25 protein-coding genes and 1 tRNA gene are annotated in these 24,982 nt (G+C 69.7%); 2 read left to right on the top strand and 24 right to left on the bottom strand.

The window, feature by feature from the left end; translation table 11 throughout:
* Nucleotides 1–8: 8 nt before the first annotated feature.
* The 4 genes from AC1DWP_RS07590 to AC1DWP_RS07605 form a co-directional block, all read right to left on the bottom strand.
* Complete coding sequence (locus tag AC1DWP_RS07590) at nt 9–2,144, bottom strand: catalase (protein WP_477613846.1); 2,136 nt, start codon at nt 2,142–2,144, stop codon at nt 9–11.
* Nucleotides 2,145–2,257: 113 nt separating this feature from the next.
* Nucleotides 2,258–2,962 (bottom strand): alpha/beta fold hydrolase, encoded by a 705-nt coding sequence (locus tag AC1DWP_RS07595; protein ID WP_477613847.1) that lies wholly within the window; start codon nt 2,960–2,962, stop codon nt 2,258–2,260.
* A complete protein-coding gene (locus tag AC1DWP_RS07600; protein ID WP_477613848.1) occupies nt 2,959–3,843 on the bottom strand; it encodes a diacylglycerol/lipid kinase family protein in 885 nt (294 codons plus the stop codon). Before AC1DWP_RS07600 ends, AC1DWP_RS07595 begins: the two co-directional genes overlap by 4 nt.
* 28 nt (nt 3,844–3,871) lie before the next feature.
* Entirely contained in the window at nt 3,872–4,078 is a 207-nt protein-coding gene (locus AC1DWP_RS07605; RefSeq protein ID WP_477613849.1) for a hypothetical protein, read from the bottom strand.
* A gap of 249 nt (nt 4,079–4,327) precedes the next feature.
* On the opposite strand from AC1DWP_RS07605, the gene AC1DWP_RS07610 reads away from it, so the two are divergent.
* Nucleotides 4,328–4,963, top strand: coding sequence for an ANTAR domain-containing protein (locus AC1DWP_RS07610; RefSeq protein ID WP_477613850.1), 636 nt, complete (start codon nt 4,328–4,330; stop codon nt 4,961–4,963).
* A 17-nt stretch (nt 4,964–4,980) separates the two neighbouring features.
* Here the strand turns inward: AC1DWP_RS07610 and AC1DWP_RS07615 are convergent, their stop codons facing one another.
* The 6 genes from AC1DWP_RS07615 to AC1DWP_RS07640 all read right to left on the bottom strand — a co-directional run bounded on the left by AC1DWP_RS07615 (nt 4,981) and on the right by AC1DWP_RS07640 (nt 9,945).
* Nucleotides 4,981–5,529: a hypothetical protein gene (locus AC1DWP_RS07615; protein ID WP_477613851.1), complete on the bottom strand. Its 549-nt coding sequence runs from the start codon at nt 5,527–5,529 to the stop codon at nt 4,981–4,983.
* A gap of 71 nt (nt 5,530–5,600) precedes the next feature.
* Entirely contained in the window at nt 5,601–6,833 is a 1,233-nt protein-coding gene (locus tag AC1DWP_RS07620) for an RNA polymerase sigma factor (protein ID WP_477613852.1), read from the bottom strand.
* Nucleotides 6,834–6,916: 83 nt separating this feature from the next.
* Nucleotides 6,917–7,258, bottom strand: coding sequence for a DUF2200 domain-containing protein (locus AC1DWP_RS07625; RefSeq protein WP_477613853.1), 342 nt, complete (start codon nt 7,256–7,258; stop codon nt 6,917–6,919).
* A 53-nt stretch (nt 7,259–7,311) separates the two neighbouring features.
* Entirely contained in the window at nt 7,312–8,484 is a 1,173-nt protein-coding gene (locus AC1DWP_RS07630) for an alkaline phosphatase family protein (protein WP_477613854.1), read from the bottom strand.
* On the bottom strand, nt 8,484–9,746 hold the full coding sequence (locus AC1DWP_RS07635; protein WP_477613855.1) for an alkaline phosphatase family protein: 1,263 nt from the start codon (nt 9,744–9,746) through the stop codon (nt 8,484–8,486). The genes AC1DWP_RS07630 and AC1DWP_RS07635 overlap by 1 nt, the downstream gene beginning before the upstream one ends.
* A 125-nt stretch (nt 9,747–9,871) precedes the next feature.
* Nucleotides 9,872–9,945 (bottom strand) — tRNA-Thr (locus AC1DWP_RS07640).
* A 164-nt stretch (nt 9,946–10,109) separates the two neighbouring features.
* Between AC1DWP_RS07640 and AC1DWP_RS07645 the strand changes: the two genes are divergently transcribed.
* Nucleotides 10,110–10,907: an SIMPL domain-containing protein gene (locus AC1DWP_RS07645; protein WP_477613856.1), complete on the top strand. Its 798-nt coding sequence runs from the start codon at nt 10,110–10,112 to the stop codon at nt 10,905–10,907.
* Nucleotides 10,908–10,929: 22 nt separating this feature from the next.
* Here AC1DWP_RS07645 and AC1DWP_RS07650 read toward each other — a convergent pair whose 3' ends face one another.
* The 14 genes from AC1DWP_RS07650 to AC1DWP_RS07715 form a co-directional block, all read right to left on the bottom strand.
* Nucleotides 10,930–12,471 (bottom strand): alpha/beta hydrolase, encoded by a 1,542-nt coding sequence (locus AC1DWP_RS07650; protein WP_477613857.1) that lies wholly within the window; start codon nt 12,469–12,471, stop codon nt 10,930–10,932.
* 34 nt (nt 12,472–12,505) lie between these two features.
* On the bottom strand, nt 12,506–13,645 hold the full coding sequence (locus tag AC1DWP_RS07655; RefSeq protein WP_477613858.1) for a DNA polymerase III subunit delta': 1,140 nt from the start codon (nt 13,643–13,645) through the stop codon (nt 12,506–12,508).
* On the bottom strand, nt 13,642–14,259 hold the full coding sequence (gene tmk / locus AC1DWP_RS07660; protein ID WP_477613859.1) for a dTMP kinase: 618 nt from the start codon (nt 14,257–14,259) through the stop codon (nt 13,642–13,644). The genes AC1DWP_RS07655 and tmk overlap by 4 nt, the downstream gene beginning before the upstream one ends.
* Before the next feature lie 105 nt (nt 14,260–14,364).
* The gene (locus AC1DWP_RS07665) at nt 14,365–14,988 is read right to left on the bottom strand and encodes a response regulator (protein ID WP_477613860.1); all 624 of its coding nucleotides are present in this window, start codon (nt 14,986–14,988) and stop codon (nt 14,365–14,367) included.
* The gene (locus AC1DWP_RS07670) at nt 14,985–16,403 is read right to left on the bottom strand and encodes a sensor histidine kinase (protein WP_477613861.1); all 1,419 of its coding nucleotides are present in this window, start codon (nt 16,401–16,403) and stop codon (nt 14,985–14,987) included. Before AC1DWP_RS07670 ends, AC1DWP_RS07665 begins: the two co-directional genes overlap by 4 nt.
* The gene (locus AC1DWP_RS07675) at nt 16,404–16,979 is read right to left on the bottom strand and encodes a hypothetical protein (RefSeq protein ID WP_477613862.1); all 576 of its coding nucleotides are present in this window, start codon (nt 16,977–16,979) and stop codon (nt 16,404–16,406) included.
* Nucleotides 16,980–17,064: 85 nt separating this feature from the next.
* Nucleotides 17,065–17,691, bottom strand: coding sequence for a GNAT family N-acetyltransferase (locus AC1DWP_RS07680; protein ID WP_477613863.1), 627 nt, complete (start codon nt 17,689–17,691; stop codon nt 17,065–17,067).
* Between the two features lie 62 nt (nt 17,692–17,753).
* Nucleotides 17,754–18,542 carry a MerR family transcriptional regulator gene (locus tag AC1DWP_RS07685; protein WP_477613864.1) on the bottom strand — a complete coding sequence of 263 codons (789 nt, stop codon included), beginning with the start codon at nt 18,540–18,542 and terminating at the stop codon, nt 17,754–17,756.
* 60 nt (nt 18,543–18,602) lie between these two features.
* Nucleotides 18,603–19,628, bottom strand: a complete 1,026-nt coding sequence (locus AC1DWP_RS07690) for a branched-chain amino acid ABC transporter permease (protein ID WP_477613865.1) — start codon at nt 19,626–19,628, stop codon at nt 18,603–18,605.
* Nucleotides 19,625–20,497 (bottom strand): branched-chain amino acid ABC transporter permease, encoded by an 873-nt coding sequence (locus tag AC1DWP_RS07695; protein ID WP_477613866.1) that lies wholly within the window; start codon nt 20,495–20,497, stop codon nt 19,625–19,627. The genes AC1DWP_RS07690 and AC1DWP_RS07695 overlap by 4 nt, the downstream gene beginning before the upstream one ends.
* 106 nt (nt 20,498–20,603) lie before the next feature.
* A complete protein-coding gene (locus AC1DWP_RS07700) occupies nt 20,604–21,857 on the bottom strand; it encodes an ABC transporter substrate-binding protein (RefSeq protein WP_477613867.1) in 1,254 nt (417 codons plus the stop codon).
* Between the two features lie 96 nt (nt 21,858–21,953).
* The gene (locus AC1DWP_RS07705) at nt 21,954–22,661 is read right to left on the bottom strand and encodes an ABC transporter ATP-binding protein (RefSeq protein ID WP_477613868.1); all 708 of its coding nucleotides are present in this window, start codon (nt 22,659–22,661) and stop codon (nt 21,954–21,956) included.
* 5 nt (nt 22,662–22,666) lie between these two features.
* Nucleotides 22,667–23,440 (bottom strand): ABC transporter ATP-binding protein, encoded by a 774-nt coding sequence (locus tag AC1DWP_RS07710; RefSeq protein WP_477613869.1) that lies wholly within the window; start codon nt 23,438–23,440, stop codon nt 22,667–22,669.
* 178 nt (nt 23,441–23,618) lie between these two features.
* On the bottom strand, nt 23,619–24,977 hold the full coding sequence (locus AC1DWP_RS07715; protein WP_477613870.1) for a serine hydrolase domain-containing protein: 1,359 nt from the start codon (nt 24,975–24,977) through the stop codon (nt 23,619–23,621).
* Nucleotides 24,978–24,982 lie beyond the last annotated feature (5 nt).

Below are 24,982 nucleotides of genomic sequence, written 5' to 3' on the forward strand. Positions count from 1 at the left end.
AGCGCCCGTCAGGGCTGGACATCGCGCTCCCAGTAACGCAGCGCGCCGCACTTCTTCACGAACGTGGTCGCAGTCGACTTGGTGACCTTCACACACCCGGCATCGAGCAGGTCGGCCACCCCGGCCGCCTCCAGGAGCGGGCGTGAGGCGGCGTTGTACCCGACGAACTTGTGGTGGGCGAAGGCGTCCGAGACGAAGTCCTTGGCGGTGCTGCGGACGGCCAACGCCGGGACGGCCTTGGCGCCCGGCAGCAGCACCACCGCGTCGTAGAGCACGGAGGGTCCACCGTCGATCATCTGGTCGGCCAGCAGCACCGAGCCGTCGCTGAGGGTCACCCCACCCACGACGGGGGCGATCGTCTCCAGGACGGCGCCAGCCTCGGCGAACGCGTCCGCCAGTGCCGTGAGCACCGCGGCATCGGTGCCGTCGGTGACGAGCACTCCCAGCTTGCGGCCGGCGAAGCTGCCCGGACCCCTCTTGAGGATGCTGAGCGCGTCCGAAGGCGGGAGGTCGAGCCATCGGCGGTACTCTGCCTCGGGCAACGGCATACCAAGGCCGCCTGCCACGCCAGTCGCCAAGTCCTCGTGCACGTTGAGCAGGTGAGCCAGCATGCGCGTCCGCACCTGCGGGATCTCGCACTTGCTCAGCTCGAACGTGTAGGCCTTCACGATGTGGTCCTGCTCGACCGGCGTCTGGCTGATGAAGAACTGTCGGGCCTGGCTGTAGTGGTCGGAGAAGGTGGCCGAACGCACCCGCACCTTGGTGCCCTCGAGCGGCTCCTCATGGCTCTGGAAGCCCGCTGCCGCGTCCGCTCGAGGTCCGCGCTCGGCGGCGCCGAAACCGTTGGGCTCGTAGTTGACTCGGCCCGTCGGCACCTCGTACTGCATCTTGCCGTCGCGCTGGAAGTGTGCCACCGGGCACCGAGGTGCGTTGATCGGCAGCTGCGTGAAGTTGGGCGTGCCCAGGCGGGAGAGCTGGGTGTCGAGATAGGAGAAGTTGCGCCCTTGGAGCAGCGGGTCGTTGGAGAAGTCGATGCCCGGCGGGACGTTCCCCGTGTGGAAGGCGACCTGCTCGGTCTCGGCGAAGTCGTTGTCCACAACCCGGTCCAGCGTCAGCCGTCCGACGACCTGCAGCGGCACCAGCTCCTCCGGGATCAGCTTGGTCGCGTCCAGCACGTCAAAGTCGAACTCCTCGGCGAACGACTCGTCGAACACCTGCACGGCAAGGTCCCACTGCGGCAGGTCCCCGCTGGTGATCGCGTTCCAGAGGTCACGCCGGTGGAAGTCAGGGTCGGCACCGTTGATCTTGACCGCTTCGTTCCACACGACCGACTGCAGGCCCTGGAGCGGTCGCCAGTGGAACTTCACGAAGGTCGACACCCCGTCGGCGTTCACGAAGCGGAACGTGTGGACCCCGAACCCCTCCATGAAGCGGAACGACCGCGGGATCGCCCGGTCCGACATCTGCCACACGGTCATGTGGATCGCCTCGGGCGTGAAGGACACGAAGTCCCAGAAGCTGTCGTGAGCCGACTGCGCCTGGGGGAACGCCCGGTCAGGGGACTCCTTGACCGCATGCACGAGGTCGGGGAACTTGATGGCGTCCTGGATGAAGAACACCGGGATGTTGTTGCCGACGATGTCCCAGTTGCCCTCGGTCGTGTAGAGCTTCACCGCGAACCCACGTACGTCGCGCGCGAGGTCGAAGGATCCCTTGGCGCCGGCCACTGTCGAGAAGCGAACAAACGCCTCGGTCTTCCTGCCGACGGTCGAGAAGATGGCTGCCCTGGTGAGCTCTGACAGGTCGGCGGTGGTCTCGAAGGTGCCGTGAGCGCCGTAGCCGCGGGCGTGCACGACGCGCTCGGGGATGCGCTCGTGATCGAAGTGGAAGATCTTCTCCCGCATGGCGAAGTCTTCCAACAGGGTCGGTCCGCGTTGGCCGGCACGCAGGCTGTTCTGGTCGTCGGACAGCGGAGCGCCTTGGGCCGTGGTGAGTACCTGACCGCCCTGGACCGGCTGGTGCACCTCTCCCCCGGAACCGAGGATCGCGGCGGGCTGCGTGGCAGGCTGCCCCGCCGCAGAAGCCTTCGCCTTCCCCGCGCCGGCCCGGGTCGAACCAAGCTTCGTCGTGTTCTTCTTCGACATGACTCCCTCTCGCGATGCGGCGAATCAGCTCGCGACGGAAAGCTCGGCCACGACTGTCTGTTCAGCACCTACCCCCCCAGGGCCGCGGGCAAACACGGCTCGGCGGGCGACGCCTACGGAAGCCGGGCGGACGGCCGCTCGGCGGCCAGGCGCACTCGGTCGACGGCAGCCACGACGGCGGCGGGATGGGTCAGGGGAACCATGTGAGCGGCGCCGTGAATTGTGCTCAGACCTCCGTTGGACGCGCGCCGCAGAACCGATGACCACTCGTGCGAGGCGATTCGGTCCTTGTCCCCGCGCACGACCTCCACCGGCAGATCCAGCCCGCTCAGTGCGTGGTCCGTGCGAAAGCGTCGCAGCGAATCCATCCCCCGGAGCATGCTGAGGATCCCGGTATGCCGGTACTGCGGGGCGAGCACACGGGCTTCACCCGGGCGTTCGTGAATGGCGGTGCGGCCCCATTGGGCCAGCATCCTCGGCCAGGTGTGGGCCGCGGGATCGGTCACCGCGCCCGCGAGGACGAGTCCCACGACGTCGTCAGTGTGGCGGGCCGCTTCGACCACGACGGGGCAGCTGGCCGAGTGACCTACCAGGATGGTCGACGCACCTCTCGGCAGTCTGTGCAGAAGGCGCTCGGCCTGAAGTTCGACTGAAACCCCGGTGCCGCGCGGCACGGGTTGCCCCATGGAGGGCAGCAGGACGACGGTGCTCTGCCCGCGCAGCTCGTGGCGGACCCGCTGCCAGGATCTGCGGTCCAGACCCAGTCCGGGGACGAAGACCACGATGGGGCTCGACCCTTGGGTCGTGGCCTCGCTCACAGGACGGTCTGCAGGACCTTGGTCAGGATGTCCACCTGCACCGTCGCTCCCGCCGGCAGGTCGACGACCTCGCCGTCGATCTGCAGCGGTAGCGGGGTCACCGTCGTGAACGAGTAGCTGCGAACGCTGGGCTGCTTGCCCAGGCCGATGGTGCTCGCCTTGATGGCCATCGCGAGGATCCGCAGCTTCGACGTGTGCCGGAGGGTGATGACCTCGAACAGTCCGTCGTCGGGCTTGCCCTCGTCTTCGGCCAGCGTGGCAACCTTCGCCATCTGCGCGATGTTGGCGAAGACGAGGCTGTCGAACTGTTGGCGGGTGCCGTCCTCGATCTCGATCTCGAACGGGCGGAACTTCGCGAACGTCCGCACGACGGTGACCATCTCGCGCAACGAACCCTTGCCTCCCTTTTCGAGGTCGACCGCAACCACGGGTGTCAGGCCCAGGCCGATGTACGAGTGCGCGTAGCGCACCACCTCGTCGGCCGCGCCCCCCGCCGTGAAGCGGAGGAGGTCGATCCGGCTCACGGAGCCATCGGCGATGGCCTCGGCGATCGGACGCTCCTTGGTCGTGCGGCGGTGGTCGTTGGCGTTTCCTGCTGCCAGCACCGCCGCGAAGGCACGGTCGTTGTCGGCTTGCATGACGCCGTTGACGACCTCGTTGTAGCCGCCGTCACCGCTGACGGACACGACCAGTGGCGCCCCCACCTCTGCGGCCTCCCGCGACAGCTCGACGGCGTGGCCCGCGTGCTGGGTGGGAAGCAGCTCGACGGCAAGCGTCGGCACGCGCTCGGCGAGGTCCTCACGCAGTTCCTCGGCCAGCTCCTTGGCCTCTCCGGTGCTGTGTGGGTTGAAGATCAGGACGACGCGGTCGAAGGAGGGCACGTGGTCAGAGTAGGGGTGTCGACGACCTTCACGACGCCATGTGGGCTGGTGGCGTACCGCCAGCGTCCTCGTCGGCCCGCCGAACGGGAGGGGTCAGACCGAGGACAGCATCGATCTGGGTGTCCGTGAGCCGCCCGGGAAACTCACAGACGGCCGCCATCAGGTCAGCCAAGAGCTCGATCTCCGAGCGCAGCACTGCGTCCGTCATCTCCGAGTCGTCGGGGCGGTCGACCATCTCCCGACACTAGGGCGACCCGACGCCGGGGTCGTACGTCATTCACATGCGTGCGGAGTACGCCTTTCGAGCGTCATCACATCGAGCTATGGCTGCCCTAGACACCCCGCGAAGGTGTCGCTCGAGACTTCCGCCGAGATGGGCTTGACGCGCGAGCGGCCATTCGTATTATTTGGCCGAAGGTCAAGAAGTGGCCTCTCTGAACTCGTGGTTGCTGTCCCACGGCGGTCTCTGGCGATGGAGGGTCTGATGTCATTTCTCGCGTCCCTGACGGACGAACCTGCACTGTTCTTCGAGTACGACGCCACCGCAGACCGGTGGACCTGCTCAACCGATCTCCGGGAGCTGTACGGCATCCTGCTCGGGCAGGACCCGACAACGGACCTGATGCTCGAACGCGTCGTCGAGCAGGACCGAACCGTTGTCCTGGAACGGTTCCATGAGGTGCTGACCCGCGCGCGCCCGTTCTCCCTGGAGTACCGGCTCGTCGACCCGGCCGGCCGCACCCGACGCCTGGTCCTGGTGGGCCAGAGCGAGGATGCCGGCGGGGAGGTCAAACGACTGTCGGGGTTCATCGTCGACATCACCCAGTCCCTCCGTGAGGGAGCCGCGGAAGCAGTGCTGGCCTCGACCGAGCACCGCGCCGCGATCGAGCAGGCCAAGGGTGCCCTCATGCTCAGCTTCGGCATCGGGGAGGACGCGGCCTTCGAGATGCTGCGCACCTACTCCAACCAGCACAACACCAAGCTGGTGCGCGTGGCGGAGTACATCATCGCCGGGCTGGCCGATCCCGCCTTCGCCCGCGAGGAGCCGGTCCGCTGCCTGCTCGACATCCTGCTCAGCCTCGAGAGCGGCGCAGCCGAGGACGCCCAGGACTCGGCCTGACGGGCCCGGGCCGGCCGTCAGCCTCCCCCGCCGCCATCGCCCCCTCCTCCGGCTCCGCCTCCGCCGAAGCCCATGCCGGCACCATTGTCGGCGTTCAGGTGGTTCTGCCTCGCGAGGTTCCAGCGGCCGCTGTCGGGATTGAAGCCGGCCTCGGCCCAAGCCCCCTCCTCCTCGGGCTCCGGGTCGGCGCCGTCCCAGGCGGCATACCTCCCGAACAGCCCGAAGCAGGCCTCGGTGTGGATCACGGCCTGTGAGAGAGCCAGCAAGGTTGCCGGCTCGCAGGACGACAGGAAGGCGTTCGGCGAGCGCCGCTCCCCGAGCACGATGAGGTGCGCGATCTGGGCGGCGTCGCCCGGTTGGAGCCGCTGACCCGCGACCAGCCCACGCTGGACGGCCGTCAGGATGACCCGGCGGTTGTCCTCGCCGAGCCGGGAAAGCGCTTCGGTGTGCGCCACCTCCACCGCGTCAGGCGAGGCTTCCCGCAAGAGGAAGCGGTACTGGCGGACCACGGGGTCCTCGTCGTTGGCGTCTCGCGGTTCCTGCTGCCTGCGGCCGATTCGGACCATGGTCGATGGTAGGACGCGCGGAACCAAGCCACCACTGGGAAAGCACGCCCACGGCATACGCGCCAGTGCCACTAGGCGAGCTGGTCGCGGCGGCGGGTGAGGTAGGCGGTCTCGGCCGTGTTGCCGGCCAGCTCGAGCGCGGCGTCGTAGGCGGCGCGGGACTCTTGGCTGCGGCCCAGCCGACGCAGCAGGTCGGCCCGCGTCGCGTGGTAGGCGTGGTAGCCCGACAACGCTCCCTCCAGGCGGTCGACGAGGGCCAACGCCACGTCCGGCCCGTCGAGCTCGGCTACCGCGATGGCGCGGTTGAGGGCGACGACCGGTGAGGGGTCGAGGCGGACGAGCTGGTCGTAGAGTGCGACGACCTGGGACCAGTCGGTGTCGCGCACGTCGCGGGCGGAGGTGTGCACGGCGTTGACCGCTGCGAGGAGCTGGTACCGCCCCGGAGCCACGCCCGTGGCCAGCCGCTCGCGCACCAGCCGATGACCCTCGGCGACCAGCGCCGCGTCCCAGCGCCCACGGTCCTGCTCGTCGAGGGTGACCAGCTCGCCGGTCGGGGACACGCGGGCGGTGCGGCGGGCCTCGATGAGGAGCATCAGCGCCAGCAGCCCGGCCACCTCACCGTCCTGCGGCAGCAGGGCCCGGATCAGGCGGGTGAGCCGGATCGCCTCGGCGGTCAGGTCGTGACGGAGGGGATCGGTGTCAGGACCGGTCGCCAGGTAGCCCTCGTTGAAGACGAGGAACAGGACGGCCAGGACGCCTGAGACCCGGGCGGGCAGGTCGTCCGCGGACGGCACCCGGTACGGGATGCGGGCCGCCTTGATCTTGGCCTTGGCGCGGGTGATCCGCTGCCCCATGGTGGTCTCCTGCACGAGGAAGGCCCGGGCGATCTCGGGCACGGTCAGGCCGCCGACCATCCGCAGGGTCAGCGCGACGCGCGACTCCATCGCGAGCGCCGGGTGGCAGCACGTGAAGAGCAGTCGCAGCCGATCGTCGTCGATGGCTCCGAGAGGCTCCGGCGGGTCGTCGTCGTACACCAACTGGGCCTCCTTCTGCTTGCCGTCCCGCTTGTTCTCGCGCCGGATCCGGTCGATGGCCTTGTGGTTCGCGGTGGTGGTCAGCCACGCGCCCGGATTGGGAGGTATGCCGTGTGCCGGCCACCGCTCGACCGCCGTGGCGAACGCCTCGGCCGCCGCCTCCTCGGCGATGTCGAGGTCGCCGAAGCGCCTCGTGAGCGAGGCGACGACCCGCGCCCACTCCTCGTGGTGGGCCCGGGTGATCGCCGGCGCTACGTCATCCACGCTCACCGGAACGGCACCTCCTCACCCCTACTACGAACGCGTGGGCCCCGATCCGACACTGCTCAGGGACGATTTCCTGAGGGCACCCTTCAGCTCCGCAGGATCTTGTCCATCGCCTTGCCCTTGGCGAGCTCGTCCACGAGCTTGTCGAGGTAGCGGATCTTCTGCATCAACGGATCGTCGATCTGTTCGACGCGCACCCCACACACCACGCCGGTGATCGACGAGGCCCGCGGGTTCAGCCGTGCCTGGGCGAAGAACTCCTCGAACGTCGTCCCGTCGGCCAGCCGTCCCTTGAGCTCCGACTCGTCGAAGCCGGTCAGCCACTCGATCACCTGATCCAGCTCGGCGTTGGTCCGGCCCTTCTTCTCCACCTTGGTCACGTAGTGCGGGTACACCGAGGAGACACTGACGGAGAAGATCCGGCTCATCCCGTGAGCGTACTTGCTTGCCCCCAAACGCGTTCGGCGATGAAGGCGAACGGTCAGCGGTTGTAGACGTCGAGCCCGAACCGGTTGAGGCCGCTCTGTGCCGCATAGCCGAGGCGGGCCTGGCCGAACAGGTCCTCGATGCTCGCGAGCATCGAGTAGTGGTTGTACGGCGTGCTGCTGAGGCTGCCGGGGCGCACGAACGGTGACAGGGCGAGGGCGCCAACGCGACCGCCGCCCATCCCGGTGATGCCGGGCAGCGGGCTGTTCGGCCCGGGCCCCTCGCCACAGCACGCGGTGGCATCGCTCTGGGGACCGTCGGACTCGTCGAACGTGATAAGCAGGAGGCCATCCGTCTTGAACGCGGGGGCGTTGAGGATGCTCGGCACGGTCGCCTTTAGCCACGCGTCGGCTGAGGCCAAGCCGCCGGGCTGCCCGTCGACGCAGGGCGTGTCGTGCCCGTCGTGACACAGGTTGGGCGTGATGTAGGTCAGGTTCGGCGTGGTCGCCGTCGCGGCAAGGTCGGAGTCGAGCGCTCCGGCGTCGACGACGTGGGCGGCGCAGTAGGCCGGGTCGTCGATGACGGAGTGGAAGTACACGAACGGGTTGTGGCGCGCCGCGTACTGGTCGCCGACCTCCGCCTTCTGGGTGTCGTCGGGGGCGCCCACCGCGGGGTGTCGGCAAGGAGTGCCCATGTCCTCCATGTACCCGCGCCAGGTCAGACCGGCGGCGTCGAGCTGGCCCTGCAGGGTGGGCACGGTCCTGGGGTAGACGCACCCGTCCCCGATGTACTGACCGGGTGCCGCTGTGCCCGCGCCGGCGAAGTCGCTGAACACCTGGCAGTCGCCCTGCGTCTGCGGATTGGGCCCCTGCCCGCTGACCTGCGCGATGTAGTTCGGCAGGCTGTTGTGCGCGGTGCCGTAGTACTGGGTGAGCAGGTTCCCCTGCGCCCGCAACGTCTGCGACAGATAAGGCGCCGCCGACCCGGGACCCCAGGTCTCGTCATACCCCTTGTTCTCGAGGTTGATGACGAAGACGTGCTTGACCGCAGGCAGGTATGCCGCGGGCCTGGGTGCGCGCGCGGGCGCGGCTGACGCGCCCAGCGAGATCGCTGTCGTGGCAACGATGCCGACGAGTACGGCAGTCACGGCGGCGGCGAGGCGGGTGCCAGCAGCTCGGGGACGAATAGCCCGCGACGGGCGGTGGCCGAAGGTGCGGGGGCGGGTCATCACAGGCTCCATCCATGGGTGTTGGCAAGGTCCTTGAGCGCGTGCCAGTCCTCGTAGTCGGCCGTTCCTGCCGGCGGGCACGGCGTGCCGACGAACGGGGGGACGGCGTATCGCGGGACGTCGGTGTTCGGGGCGTTGGTGAAGTCGAGCACCTCGGCGAGGTTGCGGGCAGCAGCGTCACGCGGGGTCAGTGCAGGCAGTCCCCATCGCCACTCGATCATCTTCAGGACAGAGGTGTGGTCGTAGACGTCCTTGGCGACGTGGCCGCGGCGGGCACGTGGGGAGACGACCAGGCACGGCACCCGGAAGCCGCGCATGCCCCATTCGGGGTGCGCGTCGGGTGCGCTGGTGGGGGCGACATGGTCGTAGAAGCCGCCCCACTCGTCGTAGTTGACGACCAACACGGTCTTGTCCCAGCCGGGGCCGGAGGTGACCGCGTCGTAGACCTGGTCGAGGAAGTGCTGGCCCGCGCGGATGTCGGCGTGGGGGTGGTCGTCGGCGCTGGAACCCGTGCCCTCGTCGAGGAACTTCGGGTCGACGAAACTCACGGCCGGCAGGGTCCCGGCTGCCGCATCGGCCAGGAACTGCGGATAGGGCTTGGAGATGTCGAGGTACTTGCTGCCCCAGAGGGCGGTGAACGGGGTGTCGTAGAAGTAGTACGTGCCCTTCACTCCGGCCTCGGCGAGTCGGTCCCAGATGGTCGGCATCGTCGCGACGTCGGTCGAGTTGTGGATGCGATCGGTCTGGGCGGCGTGCTGGTAGAACCGGTTCGGGTAGGTCTCGGCGAGGATGGCGGAGAAGTAGTTGTCACACACGGTCCAGTCGCGTGCTGCCTGGCCGTAGAACGCGAGGTCGGCGTCGGTGTAGTAGCCGATGGCGAACGTGTCGTTGTCGCCCGCCTTGAGCCAGCCGTCGCAGCGGCCGTTGTTGTACTCGACGCGACCACCTTCGAAGGAGTGGTCGGGGTCGGGGTGCGCGCACCCCTGGTAGTCGGTCAGGTGGTGGGTGTTGTGCGGCACGCCGTAGCGGTCGGTGAAGGTCAGTCCGGCCTGCTTGCCACGCGCCCCCGGCAGCCACCCGAGGTAGTGGTCGAACGACCGGTTCTCCATCATGACGACGACCACGTGCTCGATGCCGCTGCGGTTCGGGTCGGGCAGGACCGTGGCGGCCGCAGCCGCGGATGCGTTGTCGGGCAGGCCGAGTGCGGCCCCGCCCAACGCGGCGCCCGCGCCCGCGAGGAGGTGTCTGCGTGTGATGCTCATGCCCCGACAACGCCATGCGGCGGAGGTGGTCACGGGCATGGTGGCCCTGTTCACCGGACGTTCACCGAACAGAAAAGACCCCCGGGACCGGAGTCACGGGGGCCTTCTTCTGGGTGGTGCCGCTGAGCCTCCTATCGGAATCGAACCGATGACCTATTCATTACGAGTGAATCGCTCTGGCCGACTGAGCTAAGGAGGCGGGTGCCCGAAGGCACGGACGATGAGTATACGGATGACCCAGCAGATTTCCGAACCGGCCGAACGACCGCCCGACAGCGCCTCCTGGGGTGATCGCCGACCGGCCTGCCGAACCCACCCGAGCCGCGCGCGGAACCCGGCCACGCGGCATACCGTCCCATCGCCATGAGCACCCAGCCGATGTCCCGTGGAGCGGTCGCCGTCGCGGCCGCGGTGTTGCTGGGAGGCGCCTTCTGGGTCGGCTCCCACTCCGGTCGCGAAGCCTCCGCCGCGACCCTCGTCACCTACCCCAGCCCGACCAGCCCCGGCACCACCGGCACCGCTGTCGGCAGTCCCGGCATCACCGTCACCGGCACGGCCCAGGTCGCCGGCAAGCCGGACACCCTGCGCCTCGACCTCAGTGTCCAGACCCGTGGGGCCACCGTCGGCAAGGCGCTTGACGCCGCCAACTCCCTCACCGCCCGCGTCCAGTCCTCGCTCACCCGCAACGGCGTTGCCGGCAAGGATATCCAGACGTCCAACCTGCAGGTCCAGCCCGAGTACTCCTACCCCGTGAACGGCACCCCGGTCATCAAGGGCTACGTCGTCAGCGAAGGCGTCACCGCCACCCTCCGGAACCTCGGCAAGGCCGGCAACGCCATCACCGCAGCGGTCACCGCCGGGGGAAATGCGGTGCAGGTCAACGGAATCAGCCTCGACCTCGAGGACAACGGCAAGCTCCTCACCGCCGCCCGCGACCAGGCGGTCGCGAACGCGAAGACCAAGGCCGAGCAGTACGCCAAGGCCTCCGGCCGCGGCCTCGGCGCCGTCGTGAGCATCACCGAGACCGTGGCAGACCCTCCCCCGGTCAACTACGACATGCGCTCCGCCGCGGTCGCCAAGGACTCGTCGTCGCCGGTCCCGATCCAGGTCGGCAGTGAGAAGGTCGGCGTGACCGTCACCGTGGTCTACGCCTTCCGCTGACAGTTGCCGTCGGTATGCCGGGTCAGCACCTGGTGTTGTCGGCCGGGACCTTGCCCTTCGTGTAGTAGTTGTTGACCGCGTTGTCGATGCACTTGTTGGACCGCGTGTAGGCGGTGTGCCCGTCACCGTCGAACGTCAGCAGCCGCGCGTTCGCGAGCTGGTCGCGCTCGCGCACAGCCCATTCGTACGGCGTCGCCGGGTCACGGGTCGTGCCGATCACGACGATGGGTCCGCTGCCCTCGGCGCTGATCTTGTGGGGCACCTGGCCCGTCTTGACCGGCCACTGGGTGCAGATCGCCGCGCCCCAGGCGAGGGCCGGGCCGAAGACGGGGGCCTTGACTCTCGCCTTCGCGACGATGCCCTCGTAGTACGCGGGGTCGGGGCTGCCGGGGTTGTCGAGGCAGCTGATGGAGTAGAAGGCCTCGAGCAGGTTCTCGACGTACCTGCCCTTGGCGGTGCGTCGCGCGTACTGGTCGGAGATCAGCATCAGCTTGGTGCCGTCGTCCTTGGCCACGACCTGGCGCAGCGCCTCGGTGAGCGCCTTCCACGACCGTGGGTCGTACATCGCCTGGGCGACGCCGAGGGTGGCCCACCCCTCGGTGAGCTGGGACTCACGTCCGTCCCGCATGGGGACCGGTGACGCGTCGAGCCGGGCGAGCAGGTCCCCCATACCTGTCATGACCGCGGACTCGCTGTCGCCCAGGGGGCAGGTGCCCTTGGCGACGCAGTACCTCGCCCAGGCGTGCGCCGCGCGCTCGAAGCCCTCCGCCTGACCGACGGCCGACTCCTCCCAGGTCAGGTCGGGAGGGAGGACACCGTCGAGGACGAACCGGCCGACCAGCGACGGGAACAGCCCTGCGTACACAGCGCCCAGCTGCGTGCCGTAGGACTTGCCGAGGTAGTTGAGCTTCACGTCACCGAGGGCCGACCTCAGGATGTCCATGTCCTTGGCGGTGTCCACCGTGGAGATGTGACCGAGCAGCGGCCCGGTCCGGGCGAGGCAGCTGTCGCCGAGGTCCTTCATCGACGCGAGGTAGGTCTGCACCTCGGCGGGGTCGTCGGGGGTGGGGTCCTGTGCCAGGAAGTCGTCCATCTCGGCATCGCCCAGGCAGTCCACCGGGCTGCTCCGCTGGACCCCGCGAGGGTCGAAGCCCACGATGTCGAACCGCTGGCGCACCGGCTTGCCCACGATGGTGTCCGCGGCGGCGGCGTAGTCGATACCGGACCCCCCGGGCCCGCCCGGGTTGACCACCAGGGACCCCAGCCGTTGCCCCTTCTTGGTGGCGCGCACCCGCAGCACCCGGATGGTGATCGTCTCGCCGTCCGGCTGGGCGTAGTCCAGGGGAACGGTCAGCCCGGCGCACTGCCCGGGACCGCACTTCTTCCAGGCCAGTGTCTGCCCGTAGAACTTCGCGAGCGCCTCCGACCCGGGCGGGGCGGTGCGCGCGGCCTTCGGCACCGGTGTGGACGCCTCGCTGGAACCGCCGCCCAGCACCGAGCAGCCGGACAGGCCGACGGCCAGCGCGGCAGCAGCACCCACCAGGACCTGCGCCTTCACCTTCATGCAGTCGACCGTATCCCGAGCAGCTGGGGCCGACTCACCGCGGCACCCGGAGCGAGATGGCCATGGCCTCCAGCGCCAGCAGCGGGGCAACGTTGAGGCCGATCCGCTCGCGGGCCGTGCCGATGGCGTCCATCGCCTGGAGCAGCTGCTCGGCGCTCATCGAGCGGGCCACCCCCTGGACGATGGGCAGGCTGTCCTGGTTGACCAGCCCGAGGGCTGCTCCGCTGTGCAGGATGAGGGCGTCGCGATAGACCGACAACAGGTCGACGAGCGACCGGTCGAGGACGTCGCGCGAGTGCCGGGTGGCCCGCGCCTTCTGCTCCTTCTCGAGGCCGGAGAGCTGGCTGCGGATGTGGGGTGGCTGCGTGCGGGCCGACGGGTCCGCTCCCAGCACCTCCATCAGCCGCTGCCGCTCCGCCGAGTCGCGCTCCGCCGCAGCCGCGCTGGACTCCTCGTCGGCGATCGAGGCGAGGTCGGCGGCAGCACCGATCGCGTCTCCGACGCCGTGGATCCGCCCCGCCAGGCTGATCACGTCGCGGCGCCTGATCCGCGCGCCCTCGTCGCGGGCCAGCCGCCGGGCGAGCCCCACGTGGCTCTGTGCCGCCCGCGCGGCATACATCGCCATCGGCATCTCGACGCCGTCGCGGCGGTGCAGCAGCTCGGCGACCGCCTCGGCAGGCGGGGTGCGCAACCGGACGTGCCGCGAGCGCGAGCGGATGGTGATGACGACGTCCTCCAGCGAGGGAGCGCACAGGATCCACACCGTGCGGGCCACTGGCTCCTCGATCGCCTTGAGCAGGGCGTCGGCGGCGCGCTCGGTCAGACGGTCGGCGTCCTCGACGATGATGACCCGCCACGGGCCGACCGACGGCCGTAGCGCCGACATCGCAGCGAGCTCGCGAGCCTGCTCCACCTTGATCGAAAGTCCTTCAGTGGCAATGACATCCACGTCGGCATGGGTGCCGTCGACCGCTGTGCGGCACTCGCGGCACTCGCCGCAGCCGTGCTGGGGGCACTCGAGCGCGGCGGCGAACGCCCGGGCCGCCACCGATCGCCCGGACCCGGGTGGCCCGGTGAGCAGCCAGGCGTGCGTCATGGCGCTGGGGTCGGTGACCGCCCGCTGCAGGGTCGCGACCGCCGTGGCCTGCCCGATGACGTCGCGCCACACGGTCACGGCAGTGCTCCCATCGTCTGGAGCCGCTCCACGACCTGGGCATGGATCGCGTCGGGGGCCAGCGTCCCGTCGACGACGAGGTAGCGCTCGGGGTTGCCCTGTGCCATGGCCAGGTAGTGCGCGCGGATCGCCTGGTGGAAGGCGTCCGCCTCGGCCTCGAGCCGGTCGTGGACGTCGCCACGGCGGCGGCGACCCTCCTCGGCCGACACGTCGACGACGACGGTCAGGTCGGGCACCAGGTGGTCGACCGCCCACATGTTGAGGTCGTGGATCTCCTCCGCCCCGAGGTCTCGCCCCGCGCCCTGGTAGGCCACGGCCGAGTCGGTGTAGCGGTCGGTCAGCACCACCTCGCCACGGTCGAGTGCCGGCCGGATGAGCTGGTCGACGTGGTGGGCCTTGTCCGCCGCGAACAGCAGCGCCTCGGCCCGTGGCGCCACATGGGCGCCGTGCAGCACCAGGTCGCGGATCTCCCGGCCCAGGTCGGTGCCACCGGGCTGGCGGGTGACCGTCACCGTGCGCCCGGCGGTCTCGAGGGCCTCGCGGAGCAGGGCCACCTGGGTGGACTTGCCCGCGCCGTCGCCGCCCTCGAAGGCGATGAAGAGTCCGTCGGTCACGGGCCGAGCCTAGGCCAGCGGGGGGACACACCCCGCCCGCGGAGGTATGCCGCGCGGCCGGGTGACCACGCGGCATACCTCGTGCTCGGGATGGGTGGCCCCCCGTCAGCCCTCGTCGTCGAGGTGCTCGCGCGCCCAGAGGGCGGCGCTCGTGCGATCGAGCACGCCGATCTGGCGGAACACGCGTCCCAGGTGGGCCTTCACCGTGCGCTCGGTGATGCCCAGGGCTCGCGCGACCTGCTTGTTCGCGAGGCCGTCGGCGACCAGGCGGAGCACCTGCTGTTCGCGACGGCTCAGCCCGTCCGCCGGACGCGCCCCCGGCGCCGGTAGCAGGACCTTGGCAACCCGGGGGTCCAGGGGGGCGTGACCGGCCGCGGCGGCACGGACCGCCGCGAGGAGATCGGCTGGTTCGCAGTCCTTCAGCTGGTAGCCCACCGCCCCCGCGTCGAGCGCCTCACTCACCCGTCGCCGGTCGGAGAACGACGTCAGGACGACGACCTTCGCGTCGGGGACCGCCGCCAACACCTCCCGGGTCGCGGCAACACCGTCCATGACGGGCATCGACAGATCCATGAGCACGACGTCCGGAAGCGTCTCGACGGCGACTTCCCTGGCCGCGCGACCGTCGGCAGCCTGGCCCACCACCGTGAGGTCGTCACTGGCCTCGAGGAGAGCCGCGAGCCCAGTGCGCACCATCGCGTGGTCGTCGACCACCACGACCCGGATCACGGGGTCTGCTCCGGTTGCACCACGAGCCGCCAGTGCGTCCCGGCACCGGGGCGCGACGCCACCTGGAGCACCGCGCCGGCGTCGCTCGCGAGGTCGGCCAGCACGCGCAGCCCGAAGTGCCCCTGGTCAGGGGCCTCGAGCCTGGACGTCTCGAAGCCGGGCCCGTCGTCGAGCACGTCGAGCACGACCGAGCCGTCCTCACGGCCGAGCCGGATCGTCGCGGTGCCCGGGGCTGCGTGCTTGGCGCTGTTGCGCAGGCACTCCTGGGCAACCCGGTGGACGAGTCGTTCCTGGTCCTGGGTCAGCCCGAGGTCGTCGGCCCCTTCGACATCGACGTGCACCGTCAGGCCACGGGCGGCGCCGGACTGGGCCAGGTCGACCAGTGCCGTGGCCAGCCCGGCGCTGGCGAGGCTCGGCGGGTAGATGTCGACCAGGAGCGTCCGGAGCGTCCGGATGTTGCCACGCACCGAGGCGGCCAGGCCTCGGAGGTCGTCGGCCATCCGCGGCTGCCCGGACGACTCGGCCTTGGCAGCCGAACCCGCGGCGACGAACGCCGATCCCACGAGGTCCTGGACCGGGCCGTCGTGCAGGGTGCCGGCGATCCGGCGACGTTCGGCGTCGGACGCCTCCAGAGTGCGTTCGAGCAACCGCTCGCGGTGGCGCTGCGCCTCACTGAGGCGACGCAGCAGCCGCCAGAGGATCGGAGCCGTCAGGACCACGAGCAGCAGCAGGCTGCTGACGGTCACCCCGGCGAACCCGCGCCAGAGCTGGCTGCTGCGCTGCCTGACGGAGTCATACGGCGAGTAGGTCTCGAAGAGGAGCTCACGCCCACTGGGAGTCCATACGGGTCGGTAGACCTCCAGGGCGCGCCCGCCGGTCTCGAACTCGTTCTCGGTCGAGTCCAGCTCCGACACCTCGGCCTTGGTCTGCGGCTGCGAGAGGGCCACCCGTTGGTCCTCGCTGAGCGCGAAGGTGCGACCCACCAGCTGGGGCTCGTCCGCATAGAGGACCTTGCCCTCGGGAGACCAGAGCTTCACCCGCATGATGCGAGGACCCAGCACCCGCTCACGGATGGCGGCGTCCATGGCGGCCACGGCGGCGGGGTCGCCGTCCGCCAGGGCGTCGGTCAGCGAGGGGGTGATGACGGCCTCGGCGAGGACGTCGGCAATGGTGGCGGCGTCGGTGACCGCCTCGCGCTCGGCGAGTCGCTGGGCGGCCCACGACCCCAGGAGCCCGACGACCAACAGCACCACCGCGAGGCCGCCCACGACCTGGGTGAGGACCCTGCGCGGGCTGACCGGCGACTGCGCCGCCGCGGTGTCGCTGCGGCGGGAGACCGTCACCCAGGGAGCAGCATCGGTCGCCTCGACGCGCAGGGGCTGCGTCGGGGCGACCGAAGAGGTGCGTTGGTCCACTCAGTCGTCGCTTCCGTGGCCGCCGTGGTCGTCCGAACCACCGTCGTCGGAACCGGAGGGGCCGGAGCCGGACTGGCCCGAACCGCTGGAGCCGGAGCCGGAACCGCTGCTGCCGGAGGAACCGGAGCCGGAGGAACCGGAGCCGGAGGAACCGGAGGAACCGGAACCGCTGGAGGCGGACCCCGGACCAGAGTTGTCGACCGAGCTCGAGCCCGAACCCGACCCACCCGAACCGGAGTCGCGGTCGTCGCCTGGCTCGGTGCGCTGGTCGCGCGGGATGTCGCCACCGCGGTCGTCGCCGGCCTCGGTCGTCCGCGTCCCGCTCGAGGTGGCGGTCCCGGTAGAGGTGGCCGAGCGGTCGTCGCGGTCGTCGCCAGGCTCGGTGCGCTGGTCGCGCGGGGTGTCGCCACCGCGGTCGTCAGCCGTGGTGGCCCCGGTCGTCGGCGTGACCACCTGTGCGCTCGCAGGGACGCGCACCGGCACGGCCTGCGAGAACGACGCGTTCCCCCAGAGCCCGACCGCGGCAGGGACGAGGGCGGCCAGCAGGGCGGCCAGGGTGATGGTCGTGCGCTTCATGGCGGATCCTTCCGTACTGGATTGTGACGGATCCACAGTGCGGCCGCGTCGTGGTCGCGCGGTATTGGGCGATGGTCGTAGTACCTCATCGGCGCGCTCGGTCCTCGTCCGCTGCCGGCCGCGACGACGAGCTGGACGCGGCCCACTCTGCCGCGGTCACGGCATACACGTAGTCGTCCATCCGGGGGCGCCCGTCGCCGTCACTGCCCGCGCGCCTTTCGGCCACGCGCCGCAGCCCGACCTTCTCCAGCACCCGTTGCGAGGCGCGGTGCGGGACGAACACGTCGGCCTGGACCATCGCCACCCCCACGTGGGCGAAGCACAGGCGGACCAGCGCCTCGGCGACCTCGGTCGCCAGCCCCCGCCCGGCCCAGTCGGGGTGGACCGTGTAGCCGAGGACCGCCACCCACATGCCGTTGTCGTCGGGTTCGAGCCGGATCATCGCGTCGCCCACCACCGCGCCCTCCACCTCGATGACGAGGCCGAGGAGCGGCTCCGGGTGGCCCGGCTGGCTCCGCGCCATGTCGCCGGCGATGCGCTCGGCCACCTCGGCGCGGTCGAGCGGCCCACGGCTGATGAACTCGGCCACCTCTGGAAGCGACCGGTGCCTGAGCACCCCGTCGACGTCATCAGCGCTGACCGGTCGCAGGGAGGCACGGCGGGTGCGTACCGGCCAGGGCACGGTGCTGAAGTCCACTGCCGACCTGCTCATCGTCCGAGGGTAGCCAGCAGGGTCGGCGTTGCTGCACCTGAAATCCCGCCCCAACAACCGGCTCAGGCGGTGGGCTGCTCCTGCCGGTCGGCGTTGGCGTAGATCGCGTCACGGACGTAGTGCGCCATCCCCGGCCGGATCTCGTCGTACGTCGCCGTGAACCGTGGGTCGCTGGTGTACATATCGGCCAGGTTGCGGTGGAACTGCGGCGGGCAGTCGTAGAAGCGCTCGTTGATGTTGAGCCGGTGGGCCTCGGCGGCGTCCATCGCCGCCACGCTCGTTGGCGGCTCCCCCGCGTCCATCGCGTCGGTGAACCCCTTGTGCAGGGCGTCGCTCTCGGCCTTGACCGCCTCCCAGTCGGCCTTGGTGTAGCTCTTCGTGCGCCGCTGCGACTGCTGCCACGCGTCGCTGTCGCCCCAACGTTGCTCCGCTTCGGCCTGGGCGTCCTCGAAGCCTTCGCCGAAGAGCTCCTTCAGGTCCTCTGCCGTGGCGTGTTCGTCGTTCATCTCTCTCTCCAGTGCTCGGTCGATGGCCGTGACGAGGTCGCTCATCTCGTCGAGCCGTTGCTGGACCGCCGCGCGTTGGCGACGCAGGTGCTGCTCGACGCTCTCGGGGTGGTCCAGGAGGAGCGCGATCTCCTCGAGGGCGAACCCCAGGCGGCGGTAGACCACCACGTGCTGCAGGCGCGTGAGGTCGTCAGCCGTGTAGAGCCGGTAGCCCGCCGACGATCGCTCGCTCGGCCGCAGGAGCCCGATCTCGTCGTAGTGGTGCAACGTGCGCACCGTCACGTCGAGCTGCTCGGCCACCTGCCCCACCGTGAGTGGCTGCGCCTTGGTCGTGCGATCGGTCATGCGCACCACTGTGACGCCTCACGCCGCGTGAGGGTCAAGTCCCCCTGCGCGGGGGCGGGGTCAGGAGTCCCTGGCGTGGCGGCGCTTGCGGAGCCAGGAGCTCAGGCCGTTGCGAGCGGTGCCCCAGATGCCGTGGCGGAACGCCAGCACGATGATGACGAAGATCGCGCCGGTGACGATCCCGATGCCGTTGAAGCCCGACGACGCCAGCTGGTCCTCGAGGGTGACGACCAGGGCGGCGCCGACCACTGCGCCCCACAGCGTGCCGATCCCGCCGAGCACGGTGATGAGCACGACCTTGCCGGACGTGGTCCAGATCAGCTCCTGGAGCGAGGCGAACCCGTGGCTGATCGAGAACACCCCGCCCGCCAGACCCGCGAGCCCGGCCGACAGCACGAACGCCATGATCTTGTAGCGCTCCACGTCGTAGCCCAGCGCCCTGGCCCGCGCCGGGTTGTCCCGGATCGCGACGAGCACCCGGCCGAACGGGCTGTTGACCGTGCGCCAGGCGATGAAGACGCCGAGCAGGATGATCGGCAGCGCCGCGTAGTAGAAGTAGAACGAGTCGGCGTTGATGGTGTCGGTCAGCGGGCCGAGGTTCTTGGGGATCCCCTGCAGGCCGTTCTCGCCACCGGTCACCGAGCGCCACTGGTTGGCGATGAAGTAGATCATCTGCGCGAACGCCAGGGTCACCATCGCGAAGTAGATGCCGGTCCGCTTGACCGACAGATAGCCGATCGGCACGGCCAGCACCATCGCCACGACGGCGCCGCCCAGGATCGCAACGGGGAAGGGCAACCCGACATGGCTGGCGATCAGGCCCGTCGTGTATGCCGACGTGCCCCAGAACGCGGCGTGGCCGAACGACAGCAGGCCGGTGTAGCCCAGCAACAGGTCGACCGAGATCGCGAACAGCGCCCAGGCCGCGATGTCCATCGCCACGGGCGGGTAGATGAACCACGGCAGGGCGAGCGTCACCAGCAGCCCGACGCCCAGCATCACCCAGCGCACGAGGGGGCGTTGAGCGGCCACCACCGGCCCGGCGGGCAGCTCGACGTCGACCTTGTTCTCGAGCTGGGCACTCATGACGCAGCCTCCTCGCGGCCGAACAGGCCCGAGGGCCGGACCAGCACCACCACCGCCATGAGCATGAAGATGAAGACCTGGCTGAACCGGCCGGCATACCCCTGGCCGTAGGCCTCGACGAGACCCACCAGGAAGCCGGCCACGACGGCGCCCAGGATCGAGCCGAGCCCGCCGATCACGACGACTGCGAACAGGATGATGATGAAGAAGCTGCCCATGTCGGCATTCACCGAGCCCGTGGGGGCGCGCAGCACACCGGCGAGGCCCGCCAGGGCGATGCCGAACCCGAATACCGGTGTCACCCAACGACTCACGTTGATGCCGAGGGCTCGCGACCGCTCGGCATCCTCTGTTGAGGCGCGCACGATCATGCCCACGCGGGTCTTGGTCAGGACCAGCCAGACGCCGAGGCAGACGACGATCGAGAAGACCGCCGCGAACACCTGGTAGGTCGACAGCGAGACCGCACCCATGGTGATCCGTCCCCCGAGGCCGGCAGGGAGCGGGTAGGGCAGCCCCGACACGCCGTACTTCTTCTTGACCACGTCGACCAGCAGCAGGGTCAGGCCGAAGGTCAGCAGGAAGTTGTAGAGCGGGTCGAGCCGCAGCAGCCACTGGACCAGCAGGCGTTCCATGAGCACGCCGAACAGGAACATCGCGATCGTCATGATCGGCAGTGCCCACCAGAAGCCCAGACCGGTCGAGTCGAGCAGGACGGCGGCCCCCACCGCGCCGAGCATGTAGCAGGCGCCGTGGCTGAAGTTGACCACCCCGAGGACACCGAAGATCACGGCCAGTCCGAGCGCGGCCAGCGCGTAGAAGCCGCCGAGGGCCAGGCCCTGGAGCGTGTACTGGATGAAGGCACTCATGCGCGTCTTCCCGTGGTTGTCGGGGTGGGGAGGAGGTATGCCGCCCGCTCGAGACGAGCGGGCGGCATACCTCCCGCTGTGGTGACTCAGTCGTGGTGACCGAGGGTCACATCGTGCACTCGGTGGAGGCGGGCCCGTAGGCGTCGGCCGCGGGGATGGTCTTGACGACCTCCTCGTAGTCCCAGTCCTCCTTGACCTGGTCCTTGCTCTTGACCTTCACGAGGTAGGAGTCGTGGATCACGTTGTGGTCCGCGGCCCGGACCTCGCCGTTGCGCAGGAACAGGTCGTCGATCTTCTTGCCCTCGAGCTGCTTCACGACGGCGTCGGAGCTGTCGGTCCCCGCCGCCTGGATCGCCTCGAGGTAGTTGAGGGCCGCGGAGTAGTTGCCCGCGTGCGCGAACGAGGGACGGGTGTTGGTCTTGGTCTTGAACTTGTCGGCCCAGGCCTTGTTCTTGGCGTCGAAGTTCCAGTACCAGGCGTCCGTGAACGTCGTGTTCTTGAACGCGTCGACACCGAGGGAGTGGATGTCGGTGATGAACATCAGGCCGACGGCCAGCTGCGCCTTCTCCTGCATGCCGGCTTGGTTGTACTGCTTGACGAAGTTCACCAGGTCTCCACCGGCGGCCATGATCCCGACGACATCGGGCTTGGACGATGCCGCCTTGGTGATGAAGGTGGCGAAGTTCTCGTTCGGGAACGGCGTCGCGATCGACTGCTGCACGGTCCCACCCGCCCCCTTGACGGAAGCAGTGAACGACTTGGTCATGTCCTGGCCGAAGGCGTAGTCGGGGTAGACGATCGACCAGTTCTTGCCGCCACCTTCGACGACCGCGCTGCCGGTGCCGCGGGCCAGCATGGCCGTGTCGTAGGCCCAGTGGAACGTGTACTTGTTGCAGGACTTGCCAGTCAGGGCAGTGCTGCCGGCGCCGATGTCGATGAACAGCTTCTTCTTCGCCTTGGCCTGGGTGGCGACGGCGAGCGCCGCCGACGAGGTCGGCACGTCGAGGATGATGTCGGCCTTGTCGCGGTCGTACATCTCCTGGGCCTTGGTGTTGGCGATGTCGGGCTTGTTCTGGTGGTCAGCCGCGACGATCTCGATGTTCTTGGCCACCGCCTTGTCGCCGTACTTGGCCTTGTAGTCGTCGACCGCCATCTGGATCGCGATCTTGGAGTTGGGGCCGGACAGGTCCTTGTAGACGCCGGACTGGTCGTTGAGCAGACCGATGACGACCTTGTCGTCACTGATCTTTCCGCCGGCGGAGCTGGGGCCGCCGGCCCCGCCACAGGCGGCGAGAACGAGGCTGCCGGTGACAGCGATGGCCATGAAGGCCATGGACTGTCTGGTCTTGGTGCGCTGCATGTTCCCCTCCTGGGGTCCTTGTACGGGTGTCTGTCTCTTGCTGGTGGGAGCGGGTGGTGGGAGCGGGTGGGGCGGTGCGGTTGGTGGGAGCGGAGCTCACATGCCGAGGTACTCGAGCAGCTCGGAGGTGCGGGACTGGAACGAGTCGTTGTCGAGCGACTCCACGACCCGTCCCTGGGCCAGCAGGTAGTGGCGGTCGGCGACCGTCGAGGCGAACGTGACGTTCTGCTCGACGAGGAGCACGGAGACGCCCTGGTCCTTGATCTGGCGGATGATGTCGCCGATCTGCTGGACGATCACGGGCGCCAGGCCCTCGGACGGCTCGTCCAGCAGGAGCAGGCGGGAGCCGGTGCGCAGCACTCGGGCGATGGCCAGCATCTGTTGCTCGCCACCGGACAGCTTGGTGCCGGGGAAGTCCCGCCGCTCCTGGAGCACGGGGAACTGCTCGTAGACCTGCTCGAGGCTCCAGGCGTCTGCCTTGCTGGTGATCGGCGGCAGCAGCAGGTTCTCCTGCACCGACAACGTGGCATAGATGCCCCGGTCGTCGGGCACCCAGCCGATGCCGGCCTTGGCCCGCTTGTCGGCGCTGGACCTGCCGAGCGCCTGGCCGGCCCACGAGACGGTGCCCTCGACCTGCCGGTGCAGACCCATCACGGAGCGCAGCAACGTGGTCTTCCCTGCGCCGTTGCGGCCCACGAGGGTCACGACCTCTCCCGGGGCCACGCGCAGGTCGACGTCGGAGAGCACGCGAGCCTCGCCGTACCACGCCGACAGCCCGTCGATCTCGAGGACCTCACCAGCCATCGGGGTCACCCTGCCTGTCCGAGGTAGGCGGTGATGACGCGCTCGTCGTGGCGCACCTGGTCGTAGCTGCCCTCGGCCAGCACCTGCCCGGCCTGCAGCACCGTCACCGTGTCGGCCAACGACCCCACCACGTGCATGTTGTGGTCGACGAGGACGACGGTCCGTCCCTCGGCGACCTGCTTGACGAGGGCGATGGTGCGATCGACGTCCTCGAGGCCCATCCCGGCTGTCGGCTCGTCGAGCAGCAGCAGCTGGGGATCCAGGGCCAGGGCCAGGGCGAGCTCGAGGGCCCGCTTCTGCCCGTATGCCAGTGACCCCGCGGCGGCACCGGAGCGGTCGGCCAGGCCGACCTGCCCGAGCAGGTCCATGGCGCGGTCGCGGAACTGGCGCATCTGCGAGGACGACCGCCAGAACCGGTAGCCGAGCCCGGTGGGCGACGCGAGGGCGAGCTCGACGTGGTCGACGGCGCTCATCTGGTCGAACAGGCTGGTGATCTGGAACGAGCGCGCGATGCCGAGGTGGGCGATCTGCTCGGGCTGGCGGCCGGTGATGTCGTCGCCGCGGAAGAGGATCTGCCCCGAGGTCGGCGCGAGGAAGCCGGTGAGCAGGTTGAACAGCGTGGTCTTGCCCGCACCGTTGGGCCCGACGAGGGCGTGGACAGTGCCTTCGGTGACGCTGAGGCTCACGTCGGAGACAGCGCGGAAACCGCGGAACTCCTTGGTCAGGGCGCGGGTCTGGAGCAGGGCTCCATCCGTGTCCGTGGTGGCGTCGCGGGGCACCGGCACCTCCTCGTGCGGCTCGGTGCGACGGTGCGGAGCCGTCGCGTTCTGCAGAACCCTAGGCGCGCGCCGTGACGCCTGATATGGCCGGGTTCGCCACACAACCCTGACAGAACATGTCCTCCGCACACATCAGGCGCGTGTCACGATTTCACCCGTTTTCCTCTGGTTGGGTACGTCAGTGCCAGCGGTCGGGGTGGATGTCGCCGGGGATGTCGGCCGCCGGGTCGTAGGGCGTCCGGCTGAAGCGGAACGACCCCAGGTCGAGGTGGCTGGGCCGGCCGTCCGCGCCGCGGACGACCACGAGCGGCTCACCCTCGTGGTAGCCGTCGAGGCCCACCCACCCGGTCTCCGTGGGCCGGAACCGGGAGCCGCGGTTGGCGCCCGGCTCCCCCAGGACGAGGTGCCCGTCGGCCGACAGGCGCAGGTCGTATGCCGTGGTGCCCCAGTACCAGTCACCGACCAGTTCCAGCCCGGAGGCCTGGTCCGCGTCGGCGGACCAGGGCTTGACCGGCAGGGGCTCGTGGTCGACGAGCAGGTCCAACAGGTCGTTGCCGAGGGCCATCCCCGACGTGGCGTTCGCGAAGACCACGCAGCCGTCGCCGGTGTCGCGGTTGACGCGGAGGCCGGCCAGGAAGCCGGGCATCGAACCGCCGTGACCGGCATACCGGACGCCGTCGAGGTTCCAGACCTGCCAACCCAGACCGTGCGCGCCCGTCCAGGCCTGGCCCGGGTTGTCGTTGACGGCGATGGGCAGGCACATCTCGTCGAGGGTCTGCGGGCTCAGGAGGCCGGCGGTGTCACCGGCCAGGAACGTGGCCCAGCGACTGAGGTCCGTCACGGTCGACCAGAGCTGCCCGGCAGGGGCCATCGAGCCCGCGTCGTGCTCAGGCTCGACGTGCAGCAGGTCGGCGAGCGGGTGGACCGCCCAGCCGGGCGCCGCGGGTGCGACGGGACGCATGGAGGTGCGAGACATGCCAAGCGGGTCAAGGAGATTCGTGCGGACGACGTCACCCCACGGCATGCCGCGGAGCCGCGCCACGAGCTCGCCGAGCACGGCATACCCGACGTTGGAGTAGTGGAACCGCGCACCCGGACGGAACCGCAGGGCCGGTCGGCTGGCCACCAGGTCGGACCAGCTGCCACCCGGCGTCCGCTCCCACCACGGTCCCGAGGTCTCGGCCTGCAGGCCAGACGTGTGCGAGAGCAGCTGGGCGATCGTGACGCCGCCGAAGGCGGTGTCGGCCGTCTCGGCGAGGTGGCCGCTGATCGCGTCGTTGAGCTCGAACCGTCCCTCGTCACGCAGGCGCAGCACCTCGACGCCGACGAACGTCTTGGTGATCGAGCCGATGCGGTACTGCGTGTCCGCGGTGGCGGGCTCACCGTCGGCGCGACCCGACAGCGTGCCCACGGCGCCCGACCACGCCAGCTCGCCACCGCGCACCAGGCCAGCACACACGGACGGCAGCCGCCTGTCGGACTGTTCGCGCGCCAGGCGCTGGTCCAGCTTTCGGGCGGTGGTCTGCTCGATCGGCATGGGCC

The sequence above is a fragment of the Pedococcus sp. P2_F6 genome, assembly GCF_056403675.1.